This window comes from bacterium (genome assembly GCA_024742285.1).
Classification (GTDB): Bacteria; Myxococcota_A; UBA9160; order UBA9160; family UBA4427; genus UBA4427.
The window spans coordinates 61,948-79,462 of sequence record JANSYR010000017.1 but is presented as its reverse complement, the minus strand read 5'-3'; the positions used below and the strand labels follow the sequence as shown (position 1 = coordinate 79,462).

The following is a 17,515-nucleotide window of genomic DNA, read 5'->3' as shown; positions in this document are numbered from 1 at the left end:
CTTCTCCGACTAGCTCTTCTTGTCGAAGGTCTTGATGACGAGGTCCGTCAGGTCGAGGGCTTCCCTCCGGTAGATCAGACCCGGCGCATCGGAGAGCATGATCGCGGAGAAGCCGTTCTCCTGCCCGACCTCGCGAACGACCTCGATGAACTTCTCCTGGAGCGGGCCGAAGAGGCGCTGTTGGTCGATCTCGATCTTGCCCTGCTCCTCGGCGTTCACCCCCTTGATGCGATTCTCGAGGGCCTGCAGGTCGAGCACCTTCTCCTTGAGGGCATCCTCGGAGAGGGCCATCCGCCGGGCTTCGAACTCCTGCTTCTTGGCCTCGTACTCCTGGATCAGCGGCGCCATCTTGCCCTCCGCTTCCCTGAGCTTGCGCTCGAGCTCTTCTCGGGCAGTCTTGCCTTCCTTCACGGTGGCGATGACCTGCTGGGCATCGACGAACCCGATCTTCGTGGGCTCGTCGGTGGCTCCGATGCCCCAGCCGAGCATCAGGCCGAGGGCGAGCAGCAGCGCGGCGCGTTCGAATCTCATTTCTCTGGGTCTCCCGCGCGCCGCCCGGATTCGACGGCGCGGATTCTCTTGCCAATGGCGTTGTTTCGATGGGGCGAGCCGCTCTGGCTCGTGGTGGATTCTGGGTCTGTCTGGCGGAGCCGCTCGGATGCCAGGGCCGGCTGGGCGGGTCACGCCTTTGAGGGACGTTGGCCGGACGTGGTTTCGATCAGATCCCCAGGCCGCCGACCGAGAACTCGAAGATCGGGCTCGACTCGTCGGAGCGCGGATCGATCGGGAAGCCGAGCACGAGCTGCAGCGGGCCGAAGGGGGAGAACCACAACACCCCGCCGCCGTAACCGTAGCGCCACTCCGTGGCGTCGAACAGCAGCTCGCCCTCCCGGAACGCGTTGCCGCCATCCAGGAAGCCGATCCCGAGCAAACCGATCTCCTCCGAGATCGGGAAGCGGTACTCGAAGCTGTTGCTGATGAACGCGCTGCCGCCGATCACCTGCGCTTCGTTGATGTCGTCGAAGTCGTCGTAGTCCTTGTCGCTCGTCGAATTGCAGCGGCCGTTCCGGTTCCCGAAGTTGACCGGCGACGCGCGATTCGTGTCGTCGCACACCGCGATCAGCTGTCCCGTCGCGGGATTGCTGCGCAGCACCGTGCCGACCGGGTGGAAGACGCGACCGGTGGCGAGCGAGGTCGACTGCAGACGCGCGCGGCGCGGACCGAGCGAACGCCCCTCGTAGCCACGCAGCTGTTGACGCCCGAGACCGCCGAGGAAGTAGCGTTCCGTGAGCGGGAGCTCGACGTCATCGTCGAGGTTTTCGAGGTTGCCTGCGTTCGTGCAGTTGCTGGGGTCTTCGCACACGGTGGCGCCCTCGACACCGAGGTCGAAGTCGCTGACGTCGTTGAACGGGAACGCGTGCCCCATTCGCGTGGCGATCACGAAGGTCGACCGGTCGAAGAGCCAATCCGGCGCGCCGAAGTAGTAGCCCGCGCGGGCTTCGAGCGTGACGAAGTTGCTGAACCCGCCGAGCCCGGCGTAGTCCATGCTGGTGCTCACGATGTAGCCGCTGGTCGCGGCGAAGCGGTCGTTCCGCGTATCGACCACCGTGGAGACGCCGAGCCGGCTCGTGCTCTGCCTTCCCTGGAGCACCTGGCGCAGGACCGGGGAAGCGAGGGAGTTCAAGTTCGTGTTCTGGCGCACGCGCTGTTCGGCGAAGCTGTAGTTGAGGAAGATGCGCGCGCGGTTGTCGACGGTCAGCGCATGCCCCACGCCGAGGTCGACGCCCTGACGATCCTGCTCGAAGTCGTCGAAGCGGACCTCGGTCAGGAACGCGGTGGCGCTGAAGCTGAAGCTCGAGCCGAGGAAGTAGGGATCGGAGAGCGAGACGAAGTAGCGGCTCGAATTGCCGCCGATGTCCGCAGAGATGTTCGCACCGTAGCCACGACCGAAGAGATTCGACTGCGAGAGCGACGCGGTGAAGATGAAGTTGTCCGCGCTCGAGAAGCCGGCGCCGAAGCTGAACGCGCCGGTCGGCCGCTCGACCACGTTCACGTCCAGGTCCAGCTGGGACGGATCGTCCGTCGTGTTCGGTTCGAACGCGACGTCCTCGAAGAAGCCCAGCTGCCGGATACGCGTACTGCTCACCTGGAGCGCGCGCGCGGAGTAGAGCTGCCCCTCGACCAGCCGGATCTCGCGGCGGATCACCGAGTCGATCGTCCGCGTATTCCCGCGCACGTCGACGTTGCGCACGAAATAGAGGGGGCCCTTCTCGACGGTGAAGGCGACGTCGACGGTCAGCTCTTCCTGGTTCGTCTGGGTCAGCGGATTCACGTTCGCGAAGAAGAAGCCGCGATCCGTGTAGTGGGACTCGAGGATCTCGACGTCCGAGGTCAGGTCCGAGCGGCTGAAGATCTCGCCCTCTTCGAGCCGGATCTTCTCGCGCAGGACGTCGAGGTCGATCGTGTCGTCGCCCTGGACGGAGAGCTCTCCGACCTTGAACTGCGGGCCTTCGGTGATCGTGACCGTGACGAAGAGACCCTCCTCGTTCGCCTCGACGTCCGGCCCTTCGACGCGCGCCTGGACGTAGCCGTTGTCGGTGTACTTCTGCTCCACGAGGCGGAGGTCGCGCACGAAGACGGGCTCGGCGTACTTCCCGGTCCGGTCATACCAGCTCGTCGCCCAGGAGTAGAAGGGATTCCAGAGCTTGGTCGTGAAGCCCTTCATCAGCTCGTCGTCGGGGAAGGCATCGTTCCCGACGAAGATGACTTCACGAAGCTTCAGCTCCTCCCCTTCTTCCACGTCGAAGTTGATGGCGACGGAGCCATCGGTGATCTCCTCGATCTCGTAGGAGACCTCCGCCAGGTAGTACCCCTCGGTCCGGTAGACGGCCGCGACCCGCTCCTTGTTCTCGCGCAGCAGGGGATAGTCCAGAGGCACACCGGTCGTCAGGGTGAGCGCCTCCTTGATGTCTTCGCCGTCGATGTTGTCGTTGCCGGAGATCGTGATCTCGCGGATCACCGGGCTCTCCTCGACGTCGTAGATCACGCGCAGACCGTTCGGCCCCTCCTCTCGGAAGACGCGCACGTTGCGGAAGAAGCCCTGCGCGAAGATGGCTCGGACGTCGCGCGCGATCTCGGCGGCGTCGGCGGGTTCACCGACCGTCGTCCGGAGACGAGCGCGGATCGCGTCCTCCTCGACCCGTCGATTGCCCCGGATCACGATCTCCGCGACCGGCGTCCCCGAACTGCGCGCCGAGCCTCCCGCCAGGATCTGATCGGCGCGAACGATCTGGAAGAGCACGGTCACGCCCTCTTCCTGCTGCAGGGAGCGCGCGACGACGTTGGCGACCCGCGGGTCCCCGGAGAGGGTCCGGCGATCTGCTTCGACGGCGGCCGCGTCGAACCGCGCGCCGGCGCGAACGGTCAGCAGGGCACGCAGTGGCTCCTCGATCGGCCCGGCCCCTTCGAAGCGCACCTCGACGACGCGTTCGGGGAGCCCACCTCGAATCGTTCCGGCGATCTGATCCGCGAGCTCGCCCAGACGGTCGAGCAGCTCACGATCGCTCGCCGCGGTCAGGACGTGGGAGGTCGCGCCCGCGGATGCATCGACCGGCACGACCCGCACGTCGACACTGAAGCGCCCAGCCAGCTCCGTGACGGAGCCGGTGACGAGCCCGTCGAGGCCGAGGGCCGCGGCGCGTCGGCGCAGCGTCGCATCCGAGCGGTCGTCCCCGCCGAGCGCACGCGCGTCCGGCCCCTCGAGGTTGCGCGTCGCGACGGCCCCGACCTCGCCGCCCGCCTCGATGCGCTGGGCGAGCAGCTCGTCGAGGGAATCGGTGAGAAATCCGAGTGCGCCCTGGCTGTTGAGGCGGAAGGGCAATACGGCGATCTGCTTGCCGGCCCGGGTCGTCTCCTCGCCGGGAAAGACGATCGCGCCGTACTCGACGGGTCCTTCCTGCGCGAGCGCTCGGCCCGGCGCGAACGAAACGATCGCACCCGACGCCAGCGCGATCCACGCGACGAGCAGCAGGGTCAGGCGCGCGGTCGTCGACCGCGGCACGAGTCCTGCGCTTCCCCCCCTGGTCGCCGGCACGTCCGTTCCTCGTCCCGAATCCGCGGCGGGCGCGGAGTCGGCCTGGTTGCTCTCGAGAGGTGTCGGGGAAGAAGAAGTGGAAGGGGCGCCGTCTCGACCCCACCGACGGTCGGCTGCCCGGAGTCGGCCGGAGGGTATGTGAGCCCCGGAGCGCTTTCAATCCCGATTTCGACCGGGAAACGCTGACTGGACGCGGGGTTACGCGACTCCCGACGTGCAACCGGAAGCCCGCCAGCGGTGTCTCGCCGCGAGCCTCCGCAGCCGACGGTTCAGACGACGGCGCTCCCGGCGTCGCCTTCGTGGAGGCGGCCCTCGTTCAGGACGAGGACGCGGCCCAGCTGATCGGCCATGCGCTTGCTGTGGGTCACGACGACGAGGGTCGTGCCGCGCGTGCGATTCATCTCGAAGAGCAGCTCGGCGACCTGATCGCCGGTCGCCGGGTCGAGGTTGCCCGTCGGCTCGTCCGCCAGGACCAGCGGCGGGTCGAGGACGAGGGCCCGCGCGACGGCGACCCGCTGGCGTTCGCCACCCGAGAGCTTCCCGACCGCGTGCTCGATTCGATGGGCCAGCCCGACGTCCTCGAGCATCGCCTCCGCGCGCCCGCGCATCTCGTCGGGCGCGAGCCCCTGGATCAACCCGGGCATCATCACGTTCTCGACGGCGCTGAACTCGGGAAGCAGATGATGGAACTGGAAGACGAAGCCGAGAAATCTTCCGCGAAGCGCCGAGAGCTCTTCCCGTGACCGGGCGAAGACGTCCTCGCCTCGAAAACGCACGACGCCCGCAGTCGGGTGATCGAGGGTCCCCAGGATATGGAGGAAGGTCGACTTGCCGACGCCGCTCTGGCCGACGATCGCGATCCGGTCGCCTTCGGCGATTTCGAGGTCGAGTCCCGTCAACACGTCGACGCGGCCGCTCGCGGTCTCGAAGGAGCGCGCGAGGTCGCGGATCTCGACGAGCGGCGTCCCGCTCTCCGGGGAGCTCGTGGGTTCACGCAGATCGTCACTCATGTCGAAGCCCCGCCGCGGGATCGATCCGCGCGCCCTGCCGACTCGGGAGCAGCGTCGCCCCGAGCGAGAGGATCATCGCGATCGCAGCCACGCCCGCCACCTGGACCGGGTCGACCCGAGAAGGCAGCTCGCTGAACTGATAGACGCTCGCGGGCAGCGTATCGATCCCCGTGACCCGCTCGATGATGTCCTGGATCCAGGAGAGTTGGCCCGTCACGGCGATCCCCGCCGCGACGCCGATCGCCGTGCCCGCCAATCCGATCAACGTCCCTTCGAGGGCGAAGATCCGCTCGATCAGCGCGTCCTCGGCCCCCATCGCCTTCAGGATCGCGATGTCGCTCGACTTCTCCATGATCATCATCACCAGGGTCGCGACGATCACGAAGGCCGCCACGACCATGATCATCGTGAGCAGCAGGAACATCATCACGCGCTCGGTCTTGAGCGCCTGGAAGAAGGCCGGGAAGACCGCCTTCCAGTCCCGTGAATACCAGGGATAGCCGTCGAGCGCCGAGACCACCTGGTCGCCGACGATCTGCGAGCGGTAGTGGTCGGTCGTCCGCGCCTCGATCCCGTCGACGACCTCTCCGGTCTTGCGGAAGTCCCGGGCGGCCTCGAGGGTCGTGTACGTGAACGCCTCGTCGTACTGGTAGAAGCTGGACTCGAACACGCCGACGACGGTAAAGCGCTTGAGGCGCGGTCCCGGGCCGAGGGGCGTCGGGGGGCCGCCGAAGGGCGAGATCAGGAGCATCGTGTCGCCGATCGCGAGGCCCATCGACATGGCGAGATGGCCTCCGACGATGATGCCCGGTGCCTTCGGATCCTCGCCGAGGGACGCGAAGCGGGCCACGAGACTGTCCCGGTCCTCGCCGTCGAGGCCCAGGGCCTCTCGCCCCTCGTCCCAGAGTGGCCGCAGGTCGTTCTCGAGATCGGTCACGTCGCCGACCGTCGAGGGATCGACCCCGCGCAGGCGGACGCTCGCGATCTGCCCCTGGCTGCCGCGGACCATGCCCTCCGCATCGAGATAGGGACTCGCCGCTTCGACGCCGGGGGTCGCGACCACCTTGGCCAGCACTTCTTCGTGATCGAGGAAGGGGCCGAAGCTGCTGTGGACGGTGAAGTGGGCGCGGTTGCCGAGGATCTCCTCGCGCCAGGTCTGCTCGAAGCCGTTCATCACGGAGAGCACGACGATGATCAGCCAGACGCCGGCGGCGATCCCACCGACGCAGATCGCCGTGATCGCCGAGATGAAGACCTGCCTTCGCTTCGCAACCAGATAGCGAATCGCGATGAACCACTCGACGCTCCGGCGCATCGAGACGAAGCCCGCGATCGCGAGGGGCACGAGCCCGAGAACGGTCGTCCCGAAGAGCAGCCCCAGGAGGATCGCCGAACCCTGGGCCGCCGGCGCGAGCAGGGAGCCGTCGGGGAACCAGGCGACGAAGACGCCGGGCAGGAGCCCCGCCGCGGCGACGGCGAGCAGGATCTCCAGGTTCGAGCGCCCCTCCCCGCCGCGCACCCGTCGCACGACGAGAGCGAGGGCCGCGACGACGAGCGCCACACCGAATGCGGCCGCCGGCGGCATCATCTCCCCCGGCGAGCCCAGTGCGAGTCCGACGCCGAGCGCAGCGAGCCCGGTCGCGAGACGACTCGTCGTCCCCTGCGAGAGGAAGTGGAGCAGCGCTCTCGCGAGGGCCACGAAGAACACGCACGACGCGCCCCCCCGGACGAGGTTCCCCACGAAGACCGAGCGCCACTCCGCCTGCGTGTAGACCGCGTCCGTCGGGAACGCCTCGACGGTCGAGAGCAGCGCGACCCCGAGGCTCACGAAGACCGCGGCCAGGACCGGCGCCAGCACGCCCTCGGCGACCCGCGCAAAGCGGTCGAGCACGAGCAGCGCGGAGCCGAGATAGACCAGGGTCATCACGAGGATGCCCAGCGCGAGGGTGACGATGAACGCGACGGCGAGGCTTCCACCGGCCGCGTCGAAGCTCGCGGCGAGGCTCCCGATCAGTCCCTCCACGCGGCTCAGTCCTTCCCGCCAGCCGGAGCGACCTGCCCGCCCTGGGCGCCGCCGGCGCGTGCGGCCACCTGGCCGCTCTGAGAAAGCAGGGTCGCCCGGATGAACGCATCGAGATCCCCGTCGAGCACACCCTCGACGTTGCCGATCTCGAGATCCGTGCGGTGATCCTTGGCGCGCTGCTGCGGGTGGAGCGTGTACGAGCGGATCTGGCTGCCGAAGCCGATCTCCCGCTTCTCGCCGGTCAGCTCCTCGACCTTCGCCTGCTGCTGCTGGCGCTCGAGCTCGAAGAGCTTGGCGCGCATGATCTTCATCGCCGTCGCGCGGTTCTTGTGCTGGGACCGTTCGTTCTGGCACTGGGCCACAATCCCGGTCGGGAGGTGCGTGAGCCGGACGGCGGAGTCGGTCTTGTTGACGTGCTGCCCTCCGGCGCCACTGGCCCGATAGGTGTCGACACGCAAATCGCTCTCATCGATCTCGACCTCAACCGCGTCGTCGATCTCCGGCACCGCCGTCACGCTGGCGAAGGCCGTGTGGCGCCGAGCGTTCGAGTCGAAGGGCGAGATCCGGACGAGACGGTGGACCCCCTGCTCGGTGTTCAGGTAGCCGTAGGCGAACTCGCCTTCGATCCGCAGGGTCACGCCCCGGATGCCCGCTTCCTCGGCTTCCTGGATGTCGAGGATCTCGGTCTTGTACTCGTGGCGCTCGGCCCAACGCAGGTACATCCGGAGCAGCATTTCCGCCCAGTCGCAGGCGTCCGTGCCGCCCGCCCCGGAGTTGATCGAGAGCAGCGCATCGCTCCCGTCGTACTCGCCGCCGAGGAGCTGCTGGACCTCGGCCTGCTCGAGCACGCCCTCGAGCTCGTCGCACTGGGCGATGCCCTCGGCGAGGAGCGAAGCGTCCTTCTCTTCTTCCGCGAGCTCGAGGCTCGCCTCGGCGTCGTCGAGGCCGGATTCGAGCCGGTCGTGGAGCTGGAGCTCCGCCTCGAGGGCGTTCTTCTTCCGGCCGACGGACTGAGCGGCTTCGGGGTCGTCCCAGAGATCAGGGCGCGCCATCTCCCCTTCCAGCTCCTCGAGCTGGCGGCGCAGACCCGCTACGTCAAAGACGCCCCCGGAACTCGTCGAATCGGCCCCGCAGATCGCGGATCCGGTCGGCGAGCTCCCCGACATCGAAACGTGCGTCGTTATCCCCACTCATCTCCCGATCCTTCTCTCTCGTACTCGCACTCGTGTCGGTCGACTGCGGGCTCGGCACGATCGCCCGGATCGTGCGCTCCGACACCCGGGTCCGCGCGTCAGTGCGCCGCGGTACTTCTTTTCTGGCGAAGGAGCGCCCAACCGACCCCCGCGAGCCACAGGATCGTGCAGCCCGCGGCGAACACGTCGCCGTGTCGGGCATAGAAGGTCGGCTCGCGTTCCTTCGGAATCTCGATCCGGCCCTCGACGATCGCCCGTTCGAAGAGCCCGCTCTGCTGGGTCACTCGCCCCCGCGCATCGATCAGCGCCGACACGCCGGTATTCGCGGCCCGCACGATCGGCAGACCGTTCTCCGCCGCGCGCATCGCCGTCATCGCAAGGAATTGATGGGGGGCTCCGGTGCGACCGTACCAGGCATCGTTGGTGATCGCGAGGAGCGCCCCCGCCCCCTCCCCGCCCATCCGGCGCACCAGGTCGGGAAAGATCAGCTCGTAGCAGATCGGCACGCCGACGAGGCGCCGGCGCTCCGGCGATCCGGGCCAGACCAGACCGAGGTTCCTCGGGCGAGCGCCTGCGGTCACGTCGCTGGAGGACAGACCGGTCGCCAGGGCCTGGAAGAAGCGACCGAGCAGATCGCGCAATGGAACGTACTCGCCGAACGGGACCAGATGGGTCTTGTCGTAGCGGTCCTCGAGCGCGCCGTCGGGATCGAAGAGGAAGGCGCTGTCGTAGAAGGCCGAGAACCGGCGTGCCTCCCAGTCGACGTCGACGCCCATCCCGCCGACGACGAGACTCGCGCCGGAGTCGCGGGCGAGCTCGGCGATCCGTCCGCGCAGGATCGCGTCCTGCTCGATCAGCCCCGGCACCGCCGTCTCCGGCCAGACGATCCAGTCGGCGTCCGGCCCCGCCTGCCGGCTCATCGCGAGATAGCGGGACAGAATCTCCTCTCGCCGCGCGCCGTCCCACTTCTGGCCCTGATCGACGTTGCCCTGGACCGCAGCCACCCGAACCGTCTCGGTCGGCACGTCGCCGTCCCCCCCGAGCCCCCAACCGACCGGATGCAGGACCGCCACCACGACCACGACCGCGAGGAGCTCGCGCCGACGGGCGGGGCTGCGATCCACCCACCAGGCGGCGACCGCGAGGCCGACCGCAGCCGCCAGGAACGAGAGGACGTAGACGCCGCCGAGCCGCGTCCAGCCGAGGAGCGGCACGTCGAGATGGAGGCCGTACCCGAGCGTGGCCCAGGGGAAGCCACCCAGGAAGTGTCCGCGCGCCCAGTCGACGGCGACCCAGAGCGCCGCACCGAAGACGACCCCCAGCACCCCCTCGCGCGGGAAGCGCGTGAAGCCCCACGCGAAGAGCGCCGTGAACGGTGCGACGTAGAGCGCCGGCACGAGCGGCGCGAGCACGCCCAGGAAGAAGGGCATGCCGGCGTAGATCACGACCACGACCATGAACCAGTAGAAGAAGACGGCGTGAGCGAGGAAGCTCGTGACGAGCGCGACGCGGAAGGCGCGGCGCGGCGACAAGCCCTTCAGGCCGACCGCGAGGGCGGCGGGCGCCAGCCAGGTCGCCAGCAACCCGAAGTCGAAGGCGGGCGTGCCGAGCGCGGAGGCGAAGGGGAGCTCGTGCGGGAACGCCAGGAAGGTCAGCAGTCCGTAGAGCGCCAGCGCCCGGCGATCGGCGGCCGGCGCGTCGGAATCCGCGGTCTCGGAGGTCATCGCGGGAGCGCCCTCAGGAGCCTCCGCTCCTCGGCCTGCATCTCCCGCGCTTCGACGTCGTCCTCGTGGTCGTGGCCGATCAGGTGGAGGACACCGTGGACGAGCAGGCGCGCCACCGTCTCGTCGAGGCCGCGATGGCGCTCCGCCGCCTGGGCCGCCGCGGTCTCCACGGAGATCACGACGTCCCCGAGCATGCCGCCGCGGTGGTCCGCAAAGTCGCCCTCGACGAGAGAGAACGAGAGCACGTCGGTCGGGCGCGGCTTCGCGCGATACTGCTCGTTCAGCTCGGCGATCGATTCATCGTCGACGAGCGCGACGGACAGCTCCGCCTTCGACTGACCGATCCCGCGCAGGATCTCGTTCGCGGCGCGGTGCAGACGGGCCACGTCGACGCGGGATCCCCGGATCGCGTCGGGCGGTCCGGAAATCTTCACGCTCATGCCGACGAATCCACCTCGCCGTCGGTCGCTTCGACCGACTCGTCCGCATCCCGGGGCACCTCGTCGCGCCGCCCGCGGCGCGACTGCGAACCGCGCGCGCGGTCGTAGGCCTGGATGATCGACTGCACCAGCGGGTGACGCACGACGTCCTGCGGTTCGAAGCGGATGAAGCCGATCCCGCGCACGGACTGGAGCACGCGGGTCGCCTCGACCAGACCGCTCTCGGTTCCGGCGGGCAGGTCGATCTGCGTCACGTCGCCGGTGATCACCGCCTTCGAGTTCTCGCCCAGCCGCGTGAGGAACATCTTCATCTGCTCGCCGGTCGTGTTCTGGGCCTCGTCGAGGATCACGAAGGAGTCGTTGAGCGTCCGTCCGCGCATGAAAGCGAGCGGAGCGACCTCGATCGTCCCCCGCTCGATCAGGCGCTGCGCCTTCTCCATGTCCATCATGTCCCGGAGCGCGTCGTAGAGCGGACGCATGTACGGGTCGACCTTCTCGGCGAGGTCACCGGGCAGGAAGCCCAGCCGCTCTCCGGCCTCGACCGCGGGTCGGGTCAGGATGATCCGCGAGATCTCCTTGCGGTGGAGCGCGGCGACGGCCATCGCCATCGCGAGGTAGGTCTTCCCCGTGCCCGCCGGTCCGACGGCGATCGCGACGTCGTGCTTCCGGATCGAGTCGACGTAGCGCCGCTGGGCGAGATTCTTCGCGCGGATCACGCGGCGGGAACCGCGCTGGAGGATGTTCTCGTAGACGTCGTCGAGCTGGACGTCCGGCGCATCGGAAAGCATCCGGATCACGTGGCGCACGTCCGCGTTTCGCACGGCCTGGCCGCGCTCGATCTGTCCGTAGAGCTCCTGGAGAACGCGCACCGCGAGGGCGACCCGGTCGGGCTGGCCCTCGACGCTGAGCTCGTTGCCCCGCGCGTGGACACCGACGCCGATCGAGCGCTCGATCAGGCGGAGGGTCTGCTCGCCGTCGCCGTAGAGCGCGACCGCCATCCCGTTGTCGTCGAAGACGAGGGATTCGCGGGTCTCTTCGGCACCCGAAGGGCCGACCGGCGCGGCGAGGGGGGTGGAGGAGGGATCTTCGACCGAGGCGAGGGTCGAAGGGGCGTTCCTGGGCGGCTGCGCTTCGCTGCGTTGTCGAGCCAGAGGGGGAGCTCCTGGCGCCCTTCCTCGTCGCGTCGAGTCGCCCCTTGCGGAGTGCGGTTCGCGACCTCGGCCCGCCTCTCGGGCCTTCGGTCGACGACCGCCTCGTCCTGCGCGGGTGACTCGGCTCTGGGGGACGCCGAATTCAGTCCAGATTCACGTTCGTGGGCGCGAGCAGGACGACTTCGTCGTCCCGGACCACGTAATAATAGGCTCCGAGCCTCTCGGGCGAAACCGTTCCCGCCGTTCCGACGAGGGATTCGAGTCGTTCCGGGTAGCGCCCCTGCTCGAAGAAGTGGGTCTCGAGGGCACCCCGGATCAGCTCACGCTCGTACCGGACCCCCTGCGCCTCGATCATGCGGGCCGGCAGTGCCGTGCCCGGGAGCCCGCCGTCGTTCTGTGCGCGTTCGAGCGCGACGACGCCGAGGGCCGCGAGGGCCGCGAAGGGCACGGCCGTGGCGAGCGCGGCCCGGAGCAGCGGCAGGACCGGGATCCGCGGCCCCGACTTCGCCCGCCGTGCGCGGCTCTTGCGCGGGGCGTCGACGATGTCGATCACGCCACCCTGGCGCAGCTCGGCGAGGGCGCGGGTCGCCTCGAAGGTGCCGATCCGGGAGAGATCGATGATGCGCTGGACCGTGAGCCGACCGTCGACGAGCTGCAGCACACGCTCGACGTTGCCCTGGCGCGCGGTGCCCAGCTGTCCGACACGCCGGAAGACCGTGTCGCCACCGGGGATGCTCGAGGAGAAGGTCTGCCACTCGTCGAGCATCCGCAGACCGTCCATCAGGATCTGCTCGGCACCGAGCAGACGTTCCGGCGGCGAGTCGTGGGAGATCGGCTCGGCGACGAAGTTGAAGTCCCCGCTGCTGCGGCGCATGACGTCGAAGACGGTTTCCCTGGTCAGCAGATGCTGGACCTCGTCGAGCGTCGACGGCTCGATCAGTCCGGCGGCGAGCAGCAGGTCCGGCAGAGGGCGCGCCGAGCGCTCGCTCTCCTTCTGGAGGTCCGCCCACTGCTCCCGGGTCAGGTACCCCGACTTCACGAGCTGCGGGCCGAGAGGCTCGCGCTCGCCGCGGGCGCCGTCGGGGCCGCCCCGCACGACGCGTCCCTGGTCGAAAGCGAGAAAGATCGCCCCGCCGTCGCCTTCGACGACGAGGGTCCCCGTCTTTCGCTGCTGACCGATCAGCTGGAAGACTTCGGCGATCCCGAAGTCCGTGAGGTTGCCGTGGAGTGCGACCGACATCGAATTCCCCTCCGCCGCCTAACGGCTCTTCCGAAGGATGAGACCCAGCACGACGACGCCGGCGTAGGCCAGAGCCGCGATCGCGCCGGGCAGCGCGAAGGCCACCCAGGCGGCGCCGCCCATCAGCAGTGGATCCTCGAAGGGACCCGACGGCCACACCAGGGCGGCGGCGATCCACGAGAAGAGCAGCAGCCCCATCATCGCGAGGTCGGGCCGCCTCGCGGCGAAGCCGGCCATCCCCGGGATCGCGATCGAGAGCGCGAGCCAGATCTTGTCGAAGACGGCCTCGCGCTCGGAGAGGGCCTGCAGACGGGCCATGCGAAGGGACGGATCCGTCGCCTCGGGAGACTGGAAGAGGTGGTGGCAGTCTTCGCAGATCTCACTGCTCCAGACCGTCTCTTCACAGCGGCCGCAGATCCGGTGGCCGCAGCGGGAGCAGAGGCTCGCGTGGTCCCAGCGATCCGCGACGAGCAGCCCGAGCAGGGCCACCACCGCGAACGCCCCCGCGGTCACGTACCACGCCCCGGCCAGCAGACCGGGCGCCAGGAACGCGATCACTTCCGATTCCCCCTCCGCCGCCAGCAGGTTCCCTGCGAAACGCTCCCGCAGCTGGAACGTGGGGAAGGCGAGATCGGCGACCAGCGACGACTCGCCGAGATTCGAGAGCGCCGCCACCGCCTGGTCGTCGACGCTCTGGGCCCGTTCGAGGGTCGCTTCGTACTCCTCCATACGGAACGCGCCGGCGTAGGCCTGGCTGAGGTCGAAGAGCAGGGTCGCGTCGTACTCGACCGCGGCGGCCCGCTCGTAGTAGTCGATCGCCCCGGGAAGGTTGCCCCGTCGATGTTCGAGGTTGCCCAGATTGGCCAGCGCGACGTAGTCGCTCGGATGCGTTTCGACGATCGCCCGCAGACGATCCCGGCTCGATTCCATCAGTCCGTAGCGCCGATCGCGATAGGCGAGCGCGTGGGCCGCGACCGGGTCGGTCGCCGCCGCGACTTCGAGCCGCTCGAGGTCGGCGGTGGTCGACTGATCGGCCAGGACCCGGAGCGTGCTCGCGACGACCGGATCACCGTCGACGAGCTCGCGGGCCATCGCCTGGAGCTGCGCGACCGGGTGGACACCGACGACGAAGAGGATCGCCGCCATCACGAGGGCGTTGCGCTGCCCCCCGGTGCCGTACCAGAAGCCGACCGCGAAGAGCCCGAGGGCGAGGCCGAGCAGTCCCTCGCCGAGGGCGAAGGGCGCGAGCACGGCTGCCGCGAGCGCAGCGTGGCGCGCGAAGACCGGCATGTGCGGACTCAGCACGTCGCCGAGATCGTGGGCCGCGTGGCTCCAGACGAGGAGCGCGGAGAGCACGAAGAGCGCGAAGGATGCGCTCACCAGACAGATCAGCAGCAGGAAGGCCGCGTTCTCGACCCACCAGAGCTGGGCGAGCAGATTGGAGGCGAGGGCGAGCCCCGCTTCCCCGACCGCGAGGGTCGCCGCTCCGGTGTCCCCGGAGCGGAAGAGCGCGAGCGCACGGTCGACCTGGAAGGCCGGGACACCGGGCGCGAGATCCCGGGCGAGCTCTGCGTGGACGTGGGGTTCTTCCTCGGTCGCGTCCGCCGCGATCACCATCGCCGGGCCGACGAGGTCCCCGAGGCCGTACTCGAGTCGAGCGCGGCGGAGCGCCGCCGCTCGTGCATGCGGAGTCTCGGCGGCGTCGTTCCAGGCCGCCGCGACCCGCTCCCGGGCGACTTCGACGGGCTTCGCCACGACCGGGGCCTGGTCCGTGAGCCACGGATCGTCCGCGGGGTCGACCGAGGCCGCCAGCCCGCCGGGCGTTTCGGACAGGGCGGGCGAGCCCGCCGCCAGGGCGAGGAACAGGCTCGTGAGCCCGATGAGCCAACATGCAGTAGACCGGCGACTGGACAACCGAAGCCCCCTCCGAACGGATGGATTCGGTCAGGAACATCGGCGCTCCGGGGCCTCGGCTGAAGACCGGACCCGACACCGGGCCGCCCTGCCCGGCCGTCGGGCCGATCGGACCGGCCCCCCTCCCCTCGCGGGGATCCTCTACACGGATTGTGATGGGTTCTCCTCCCGATCGGACCACCCTCGACGACAGGGGCGACCGCGCCTATGATGCCGCGCCCACAAGCAAGGAGAGGCCACGTTGGCCAACCACAAGTCCGCTCTCAAGCGAATCCGCCAGTCCGAGACCCGCCGCAAGCGCAACCAGCACATCCGCACCCAGATGCGGACCGTGGTGAAGCGCTGCCGCGAGGCCTTCGAGTCGGGTGACGCCGACAAGGCCACCCAGGCCTACGCCGACGCCGAGCGCGCCATCCGTCGCGCCGCGACCAAGGGCGTCATCCCGAAGAAGCGCGCCGACCGCAGCGTCGGTCGCCTCGCCAAGCGCCTGAACGCGGTGAAGTCCGCGTAGACGCGGGCGCTCCTGCCCGCCGCGCCTGCCACGGCGGGCGCCGGCCGCTCGCGCACGGCCGCCCTCGCGGCCCTTCCGCCCCCGGCCCTAACTCGCCAGTCCCAGCACCAACTGTTCGAGTGCCCGCTCGGATCGCATCACGCTCGCGCCCTTGAGCTCGACGTCGGCGCGGTGGATCGCGCGCAGACACGTCACGAGTCGCCGCGCGGGATAGCGGCGCGCCTGTGCGGTCAGCTTCTTGACGACGAAGGGCGGTCCCGCGACGGACTCGCCGTGGCCGACGCGGACCAACCGCCGGAAGTGCGAGGCGAGCGCCCCGAGGATCGCGGGCGGCGCCGCGCCCTGGGCGATCAATCGCGACAGCAGATCGACGGCCTCGGCGGTTCGCCCCTGCCCGATCGCGTCCGTCAGGTCCCAGATCGGCTCCTCGGCCACCGTCGCCACGGTCGCCTCGACGTGCTTCCGGGTCACCGTCTCGCCCGGGCCCGCGAGGAGACTGGCCTTCTCGATCTCCTGCCGGAGCAGCAGGAGCTGCGGCCCGACGCGGTCGGCGAGGAGCGCGGCGGCCTCCGGATCGAGATCGACGCCCTGCCACTTCGCCTCCGCAGCGAGGAAGCCGGCGAGCTCCCGGGCCTTCTTCGGCGCCTCGCACTCGACGAGGATCGCCGGGTCCTTGAAGGCCTTGACCCACTTGTTGCGCTTGTCTGCCTTGGCGCAGACGATCACGAGCACGCTCGGCGAATCGGGGTCCGCGTCCGCGACGTAACCCTCGATCGCTGCCCCCCAGCTCGCGTCGAGCTTCGGCCCGCGGCCCTCGGTTTCGCGCACGACGACGAGCCTGCGCTCGGCCATCACCGGCAGCGTCGCGAGCGCCTCTTCCAGACGTCCCGGCGTCGCCGGCCCGACCTCGAGGCGGTCCAGATTGAAATCGCGCGGACCGCTCCCGAGGACCGTCTCTTCGATCGCGGCCAGGGCATCGTCCCGCAGGAGCGGCTCGCTCCCCGCGAGCAGGTAGGCCGGGCGGACGTGGCCCTTCGCGAGCTCGCCCTGGACCTTCGCGATGCTCATCCGCCGGTTCCTCCCGCGGGCGCGGTCGTCGGCTCGGCGCGCGGCGCCGACAGGAACTCGACCCGATCCACGATCCGGGTCGCGAGCACGTCCGAAAGGTGTCTCAGCGCTTCGAGCCGGTTGGTGCGGGTGACCTCGATGTCCTGGCTCGCCAGATAGACGTCGCTCTCCGAGAGCGCCCGCGCGGGCAGCCGGATCACGTCCCCTTCCTTGCGGAGCAGCTCGAGCTCGAGACGGAGCGTGACCTGGTACTCGAGGGCGACGACGAAGCTCGAGAAGCTGTTGCTACGCAGGTCGAGGGGCAGGACGCGACCGCGCAGGACGTAGTCGGCCCGCTTCGGGTCGGCCTCGAGTCGAAGCGCGCCGCGCAGACCGAGCTCGCGCCGGAGCGCATCGGTCACGACGCGGTCGATCCAGGGCTCCGGAGAATCGTTGCGGAGCGCGACCACCGCGACGGTCGCCTGGGCCTCTCCGTCTCGCCCTGTCGGGGACGCCGCGCCGAGGCTCCGGTAGCCGCAGCCCGTCGTGATCGACGCGAGAAGCAGGGCCAGGCAGGCGGCCGTGGCCAAGGGAAGGAGGGAACGCCCGGAATGCGGCATGCGAGAGGGATAGCATGCGTCGTCGGGTCGGGCGCGCGGTCGGGGCTCCCCCGCACGCGAGCGCGGTCTGCGCGACCGGAGATCAGCCCTCGAGCTCGAGGAGCACGTTCGCGACCGGAGATCAGCCGTCGAGCTTGAGGAGCGACTTCGCGACGGCCAGGACCTTGTTCGCCTGGATCGGCTTCGTCAGATACTCGTTGGCGCCGAGGCCGATCGCGCGCTCGCGATCCTCCTTGGCACCCTCGGTCGTGATCACGCAGATCGGCATGTCGGCGAGGTTCTGCTCGCCGCGGATCAGGCTGATCAGCTTGAGTCCGTCCATGACCGGCATGTTGATGTCGACGAACGCGAGGTCGAAGTGGTCGCTCGTGACCTTGCGCAAGCCGTCCATGCCGTCCTGCGCTTCGACGATGTCGACGCCCTTCATGCGCTTCAGCGCGAAGACCAGCAGCTGCCGCATCGTGGGACTGTCTTCGACGATCAGGATTCGCTGACCCGCCATGTCCTACACCTCACTCGAAATTCGTGCGCGTTCGCCGTCGTCCATCG

14 protein-coding genes are annotated in these 17,515 nt (G+C 69.3%); 1 reads left to right on the top strand and 13 read right to left on the bottom strand.

Annotation, left to right across the window (positions count from 1 at the left end):
* Positions 1-9 precede the first annotated feature (9 nt).
* The 10 genes from NXI30_24560 to NXI30_24515 all read right to left on the bottom strand — a co-directional run bounded on the left by NXI30_24560 (position 10) and on the right by NXI30_24515 (position 14,788).
* The gene (locus tag NXI30_24560) at positions 10-531 is read right to left on the bottom strand and encodes an OmpH family outer membrane protein (protein MCR9097402.1); all 522 of its coding nucleotides are present in this window, start codon (positions 529-531) and stop codon (positions 10-12) included.
* A 187-nt stretch (positions 532-718) separates the two neighbouring features.
* Positions 719-4,093 carry an outer membrane protein assembly factor BamA gene (bamA, locus tag NXI30_24555; GenBank protein ID MCR9097401.1) on the bottom strand — a complete coding sequence of 1,125 codons (3,375 nt, stop codon included), beginning with the start codon at positions 4,091-4,093 and terminating at the stop codon, positions 719-721.
* A 269-nt stretch (positions 4,094-4,362) separates the two neighbouring features.
* Positions 4,363-5,103, bottom strand: coding sequence for an ABC transporter ATP-binding protein (locus tag NXI30_24550; protein MCR9097400.1), 741 nt, complete (start codon positions 5,101-5,103; stop codon positions 4,363-4,365).
* Entirely contained in the window at positions 5,096-7,126 is a 2,031-nt protein-coding gene (locus NXI30_24545) for an ABC transporter permease (GenBank protein ID MCR9097399.1), read from the bottom strand. Before NXI30_24545 ends, NXI30_24550 begins: the two co-directional genes overlap by 8 nt.
* Before the next feature lie 5 nt (positions 7,127-7,131).
* Positions 7,132-8,320, bottom strand: a protein-coding gene (gene prfB / locus NXI30_24540) for a peptide chain release factor 2 (protein MCR9097398.1) whose coding sequence is annotated in 2 segments (ribosomal slippage) — positions 7,132-8,223 and positions 8,225-8,320 — 1,188 coding nt in all. Because the reading frame shifts where the segments join, the coding sequence is not laid out codon by codon here.
* A gap of 97 nt (positions 8,321-8,417) precedes the next feature.
* Positions 8,418-10,043: an apolipoprotein N-acyltransferase gene (lnt, locus tag NXI30_24535; protein ID MCR9097397.1), complete on the bottom strand. Its 1,626-nt coding sequence runs from the start codon at positions 10,041-10,043 to the stop codon at positions 8,418-8,420.
* The gene (gene ybeY, locus NXI30_24530) at positions 10,040-10,483 is read right to left on the bottom strand and encodes an rRNA maturation RNase YbeY (GenBank protein ID MCR9097396.1); all 444 of its coding nucleotides are present in this window, start codon (positions 10,481-10,483) and stop codon (positions 10,040-10,042) included. Before ybeY ends, lnt begins: the two co-directional genes overlap by 4 nt.
* Positions 10,480-11,481 carry a PhoH family protein gene (locus tag NXI30_24525; protein ID MCR9097395.1) on the bottom strand — a complete coding sequence of 334 codons (1,002 nt, stop codon included), beginning with the start codon at positions 11,479-11,481 and terminating at the stop codon, positions 10,480-10,482. The genes ybeY and NXI30_24525 overlap by 4 nt, the downstream gene beginning before the upstream one ends.
* 295 nt (positions 11,482-11,776) lie before the next feature.
* Entirely contained in the window at positions 11,777-12,874 is a 1,098-nt protein-coding gene (locus NXI30_24520; protein ID MCR9097394.1) for a DUF4388 domain-containing protein, read from the bottom strand.
* 18 nt (positions 12,875-12,892) lie between these two features.
* Positions 12,893-14,788 carry a hypothetical protein gene (locus NXI30_24515; GenBank protein ID MCR9097393.1) on the bottom strand — a complete coding sequence of 632 codons (1,896 nt, stop codon included), beginning with the start codon at positions 14,786-14,788 and terminating at the stop codon, positions 12,893-12,895.
* Between the two features lie 241 nt (positions 14,789-15,029).
* Here NXI30_24515 and rpsT point away from each other — a divergent pair, with 241 nt between their 5' ends.
* Positions 15,030-15,299, top strand: coding sequence for a 30S ribosomal protein S20 (rpsT, locus tag NXI30_24510; protein MCR9097392.1), 270 nt, complete (start codon positions 15,030-15,032; stop codon positions 15,297-15,299).
* Positions 15,300-15,386: 87 nt separating this feature from the next.
* On the opposite strand, the gene holA is transcribed toward rpsT, so the two are convergent.
* The 3 genes from holA to NXI30_24495 form a co-directional block, all read right to left on the bottom strand.
* On the bottom strand, positions 15,387-16,367 hold the full coding sequence (gene holA, locus NXI30_24505) for a DNA polymerase III subunit delta (protein MCR9097391.1): 981 nt from the start codon (positions 16,365-16,367) through the stop codon (positions 15,387-15,389).
* Complete coding sequence (gene lptE / locus NXI30_24500) at positions 16,364-16,936, bottom strand: LPS assembly lipoprotein LptE (protein MCR9097390.1); 573 nt, start codon at positions 16,934-16,936, stop codon at positions 16,364-16,366. Before lptE ends, holA begins: the two co-directional genes overlap by 4 nt.
* A 151-nt stretch (positions 16,937-17,087) precedes the next feature.
* Positions 17,088-17,468, bottom strand: a complete 381-nt coding sequence (locus tag NXI30_24495) for a response regulator (protein MCR9097389.1) — start codon at positions 17,466-17,468, stop codon at positions 17,088-17,090.
* Between the last annotated feature and the right edge of the window lie 47 nt (positions 17,469-17,515).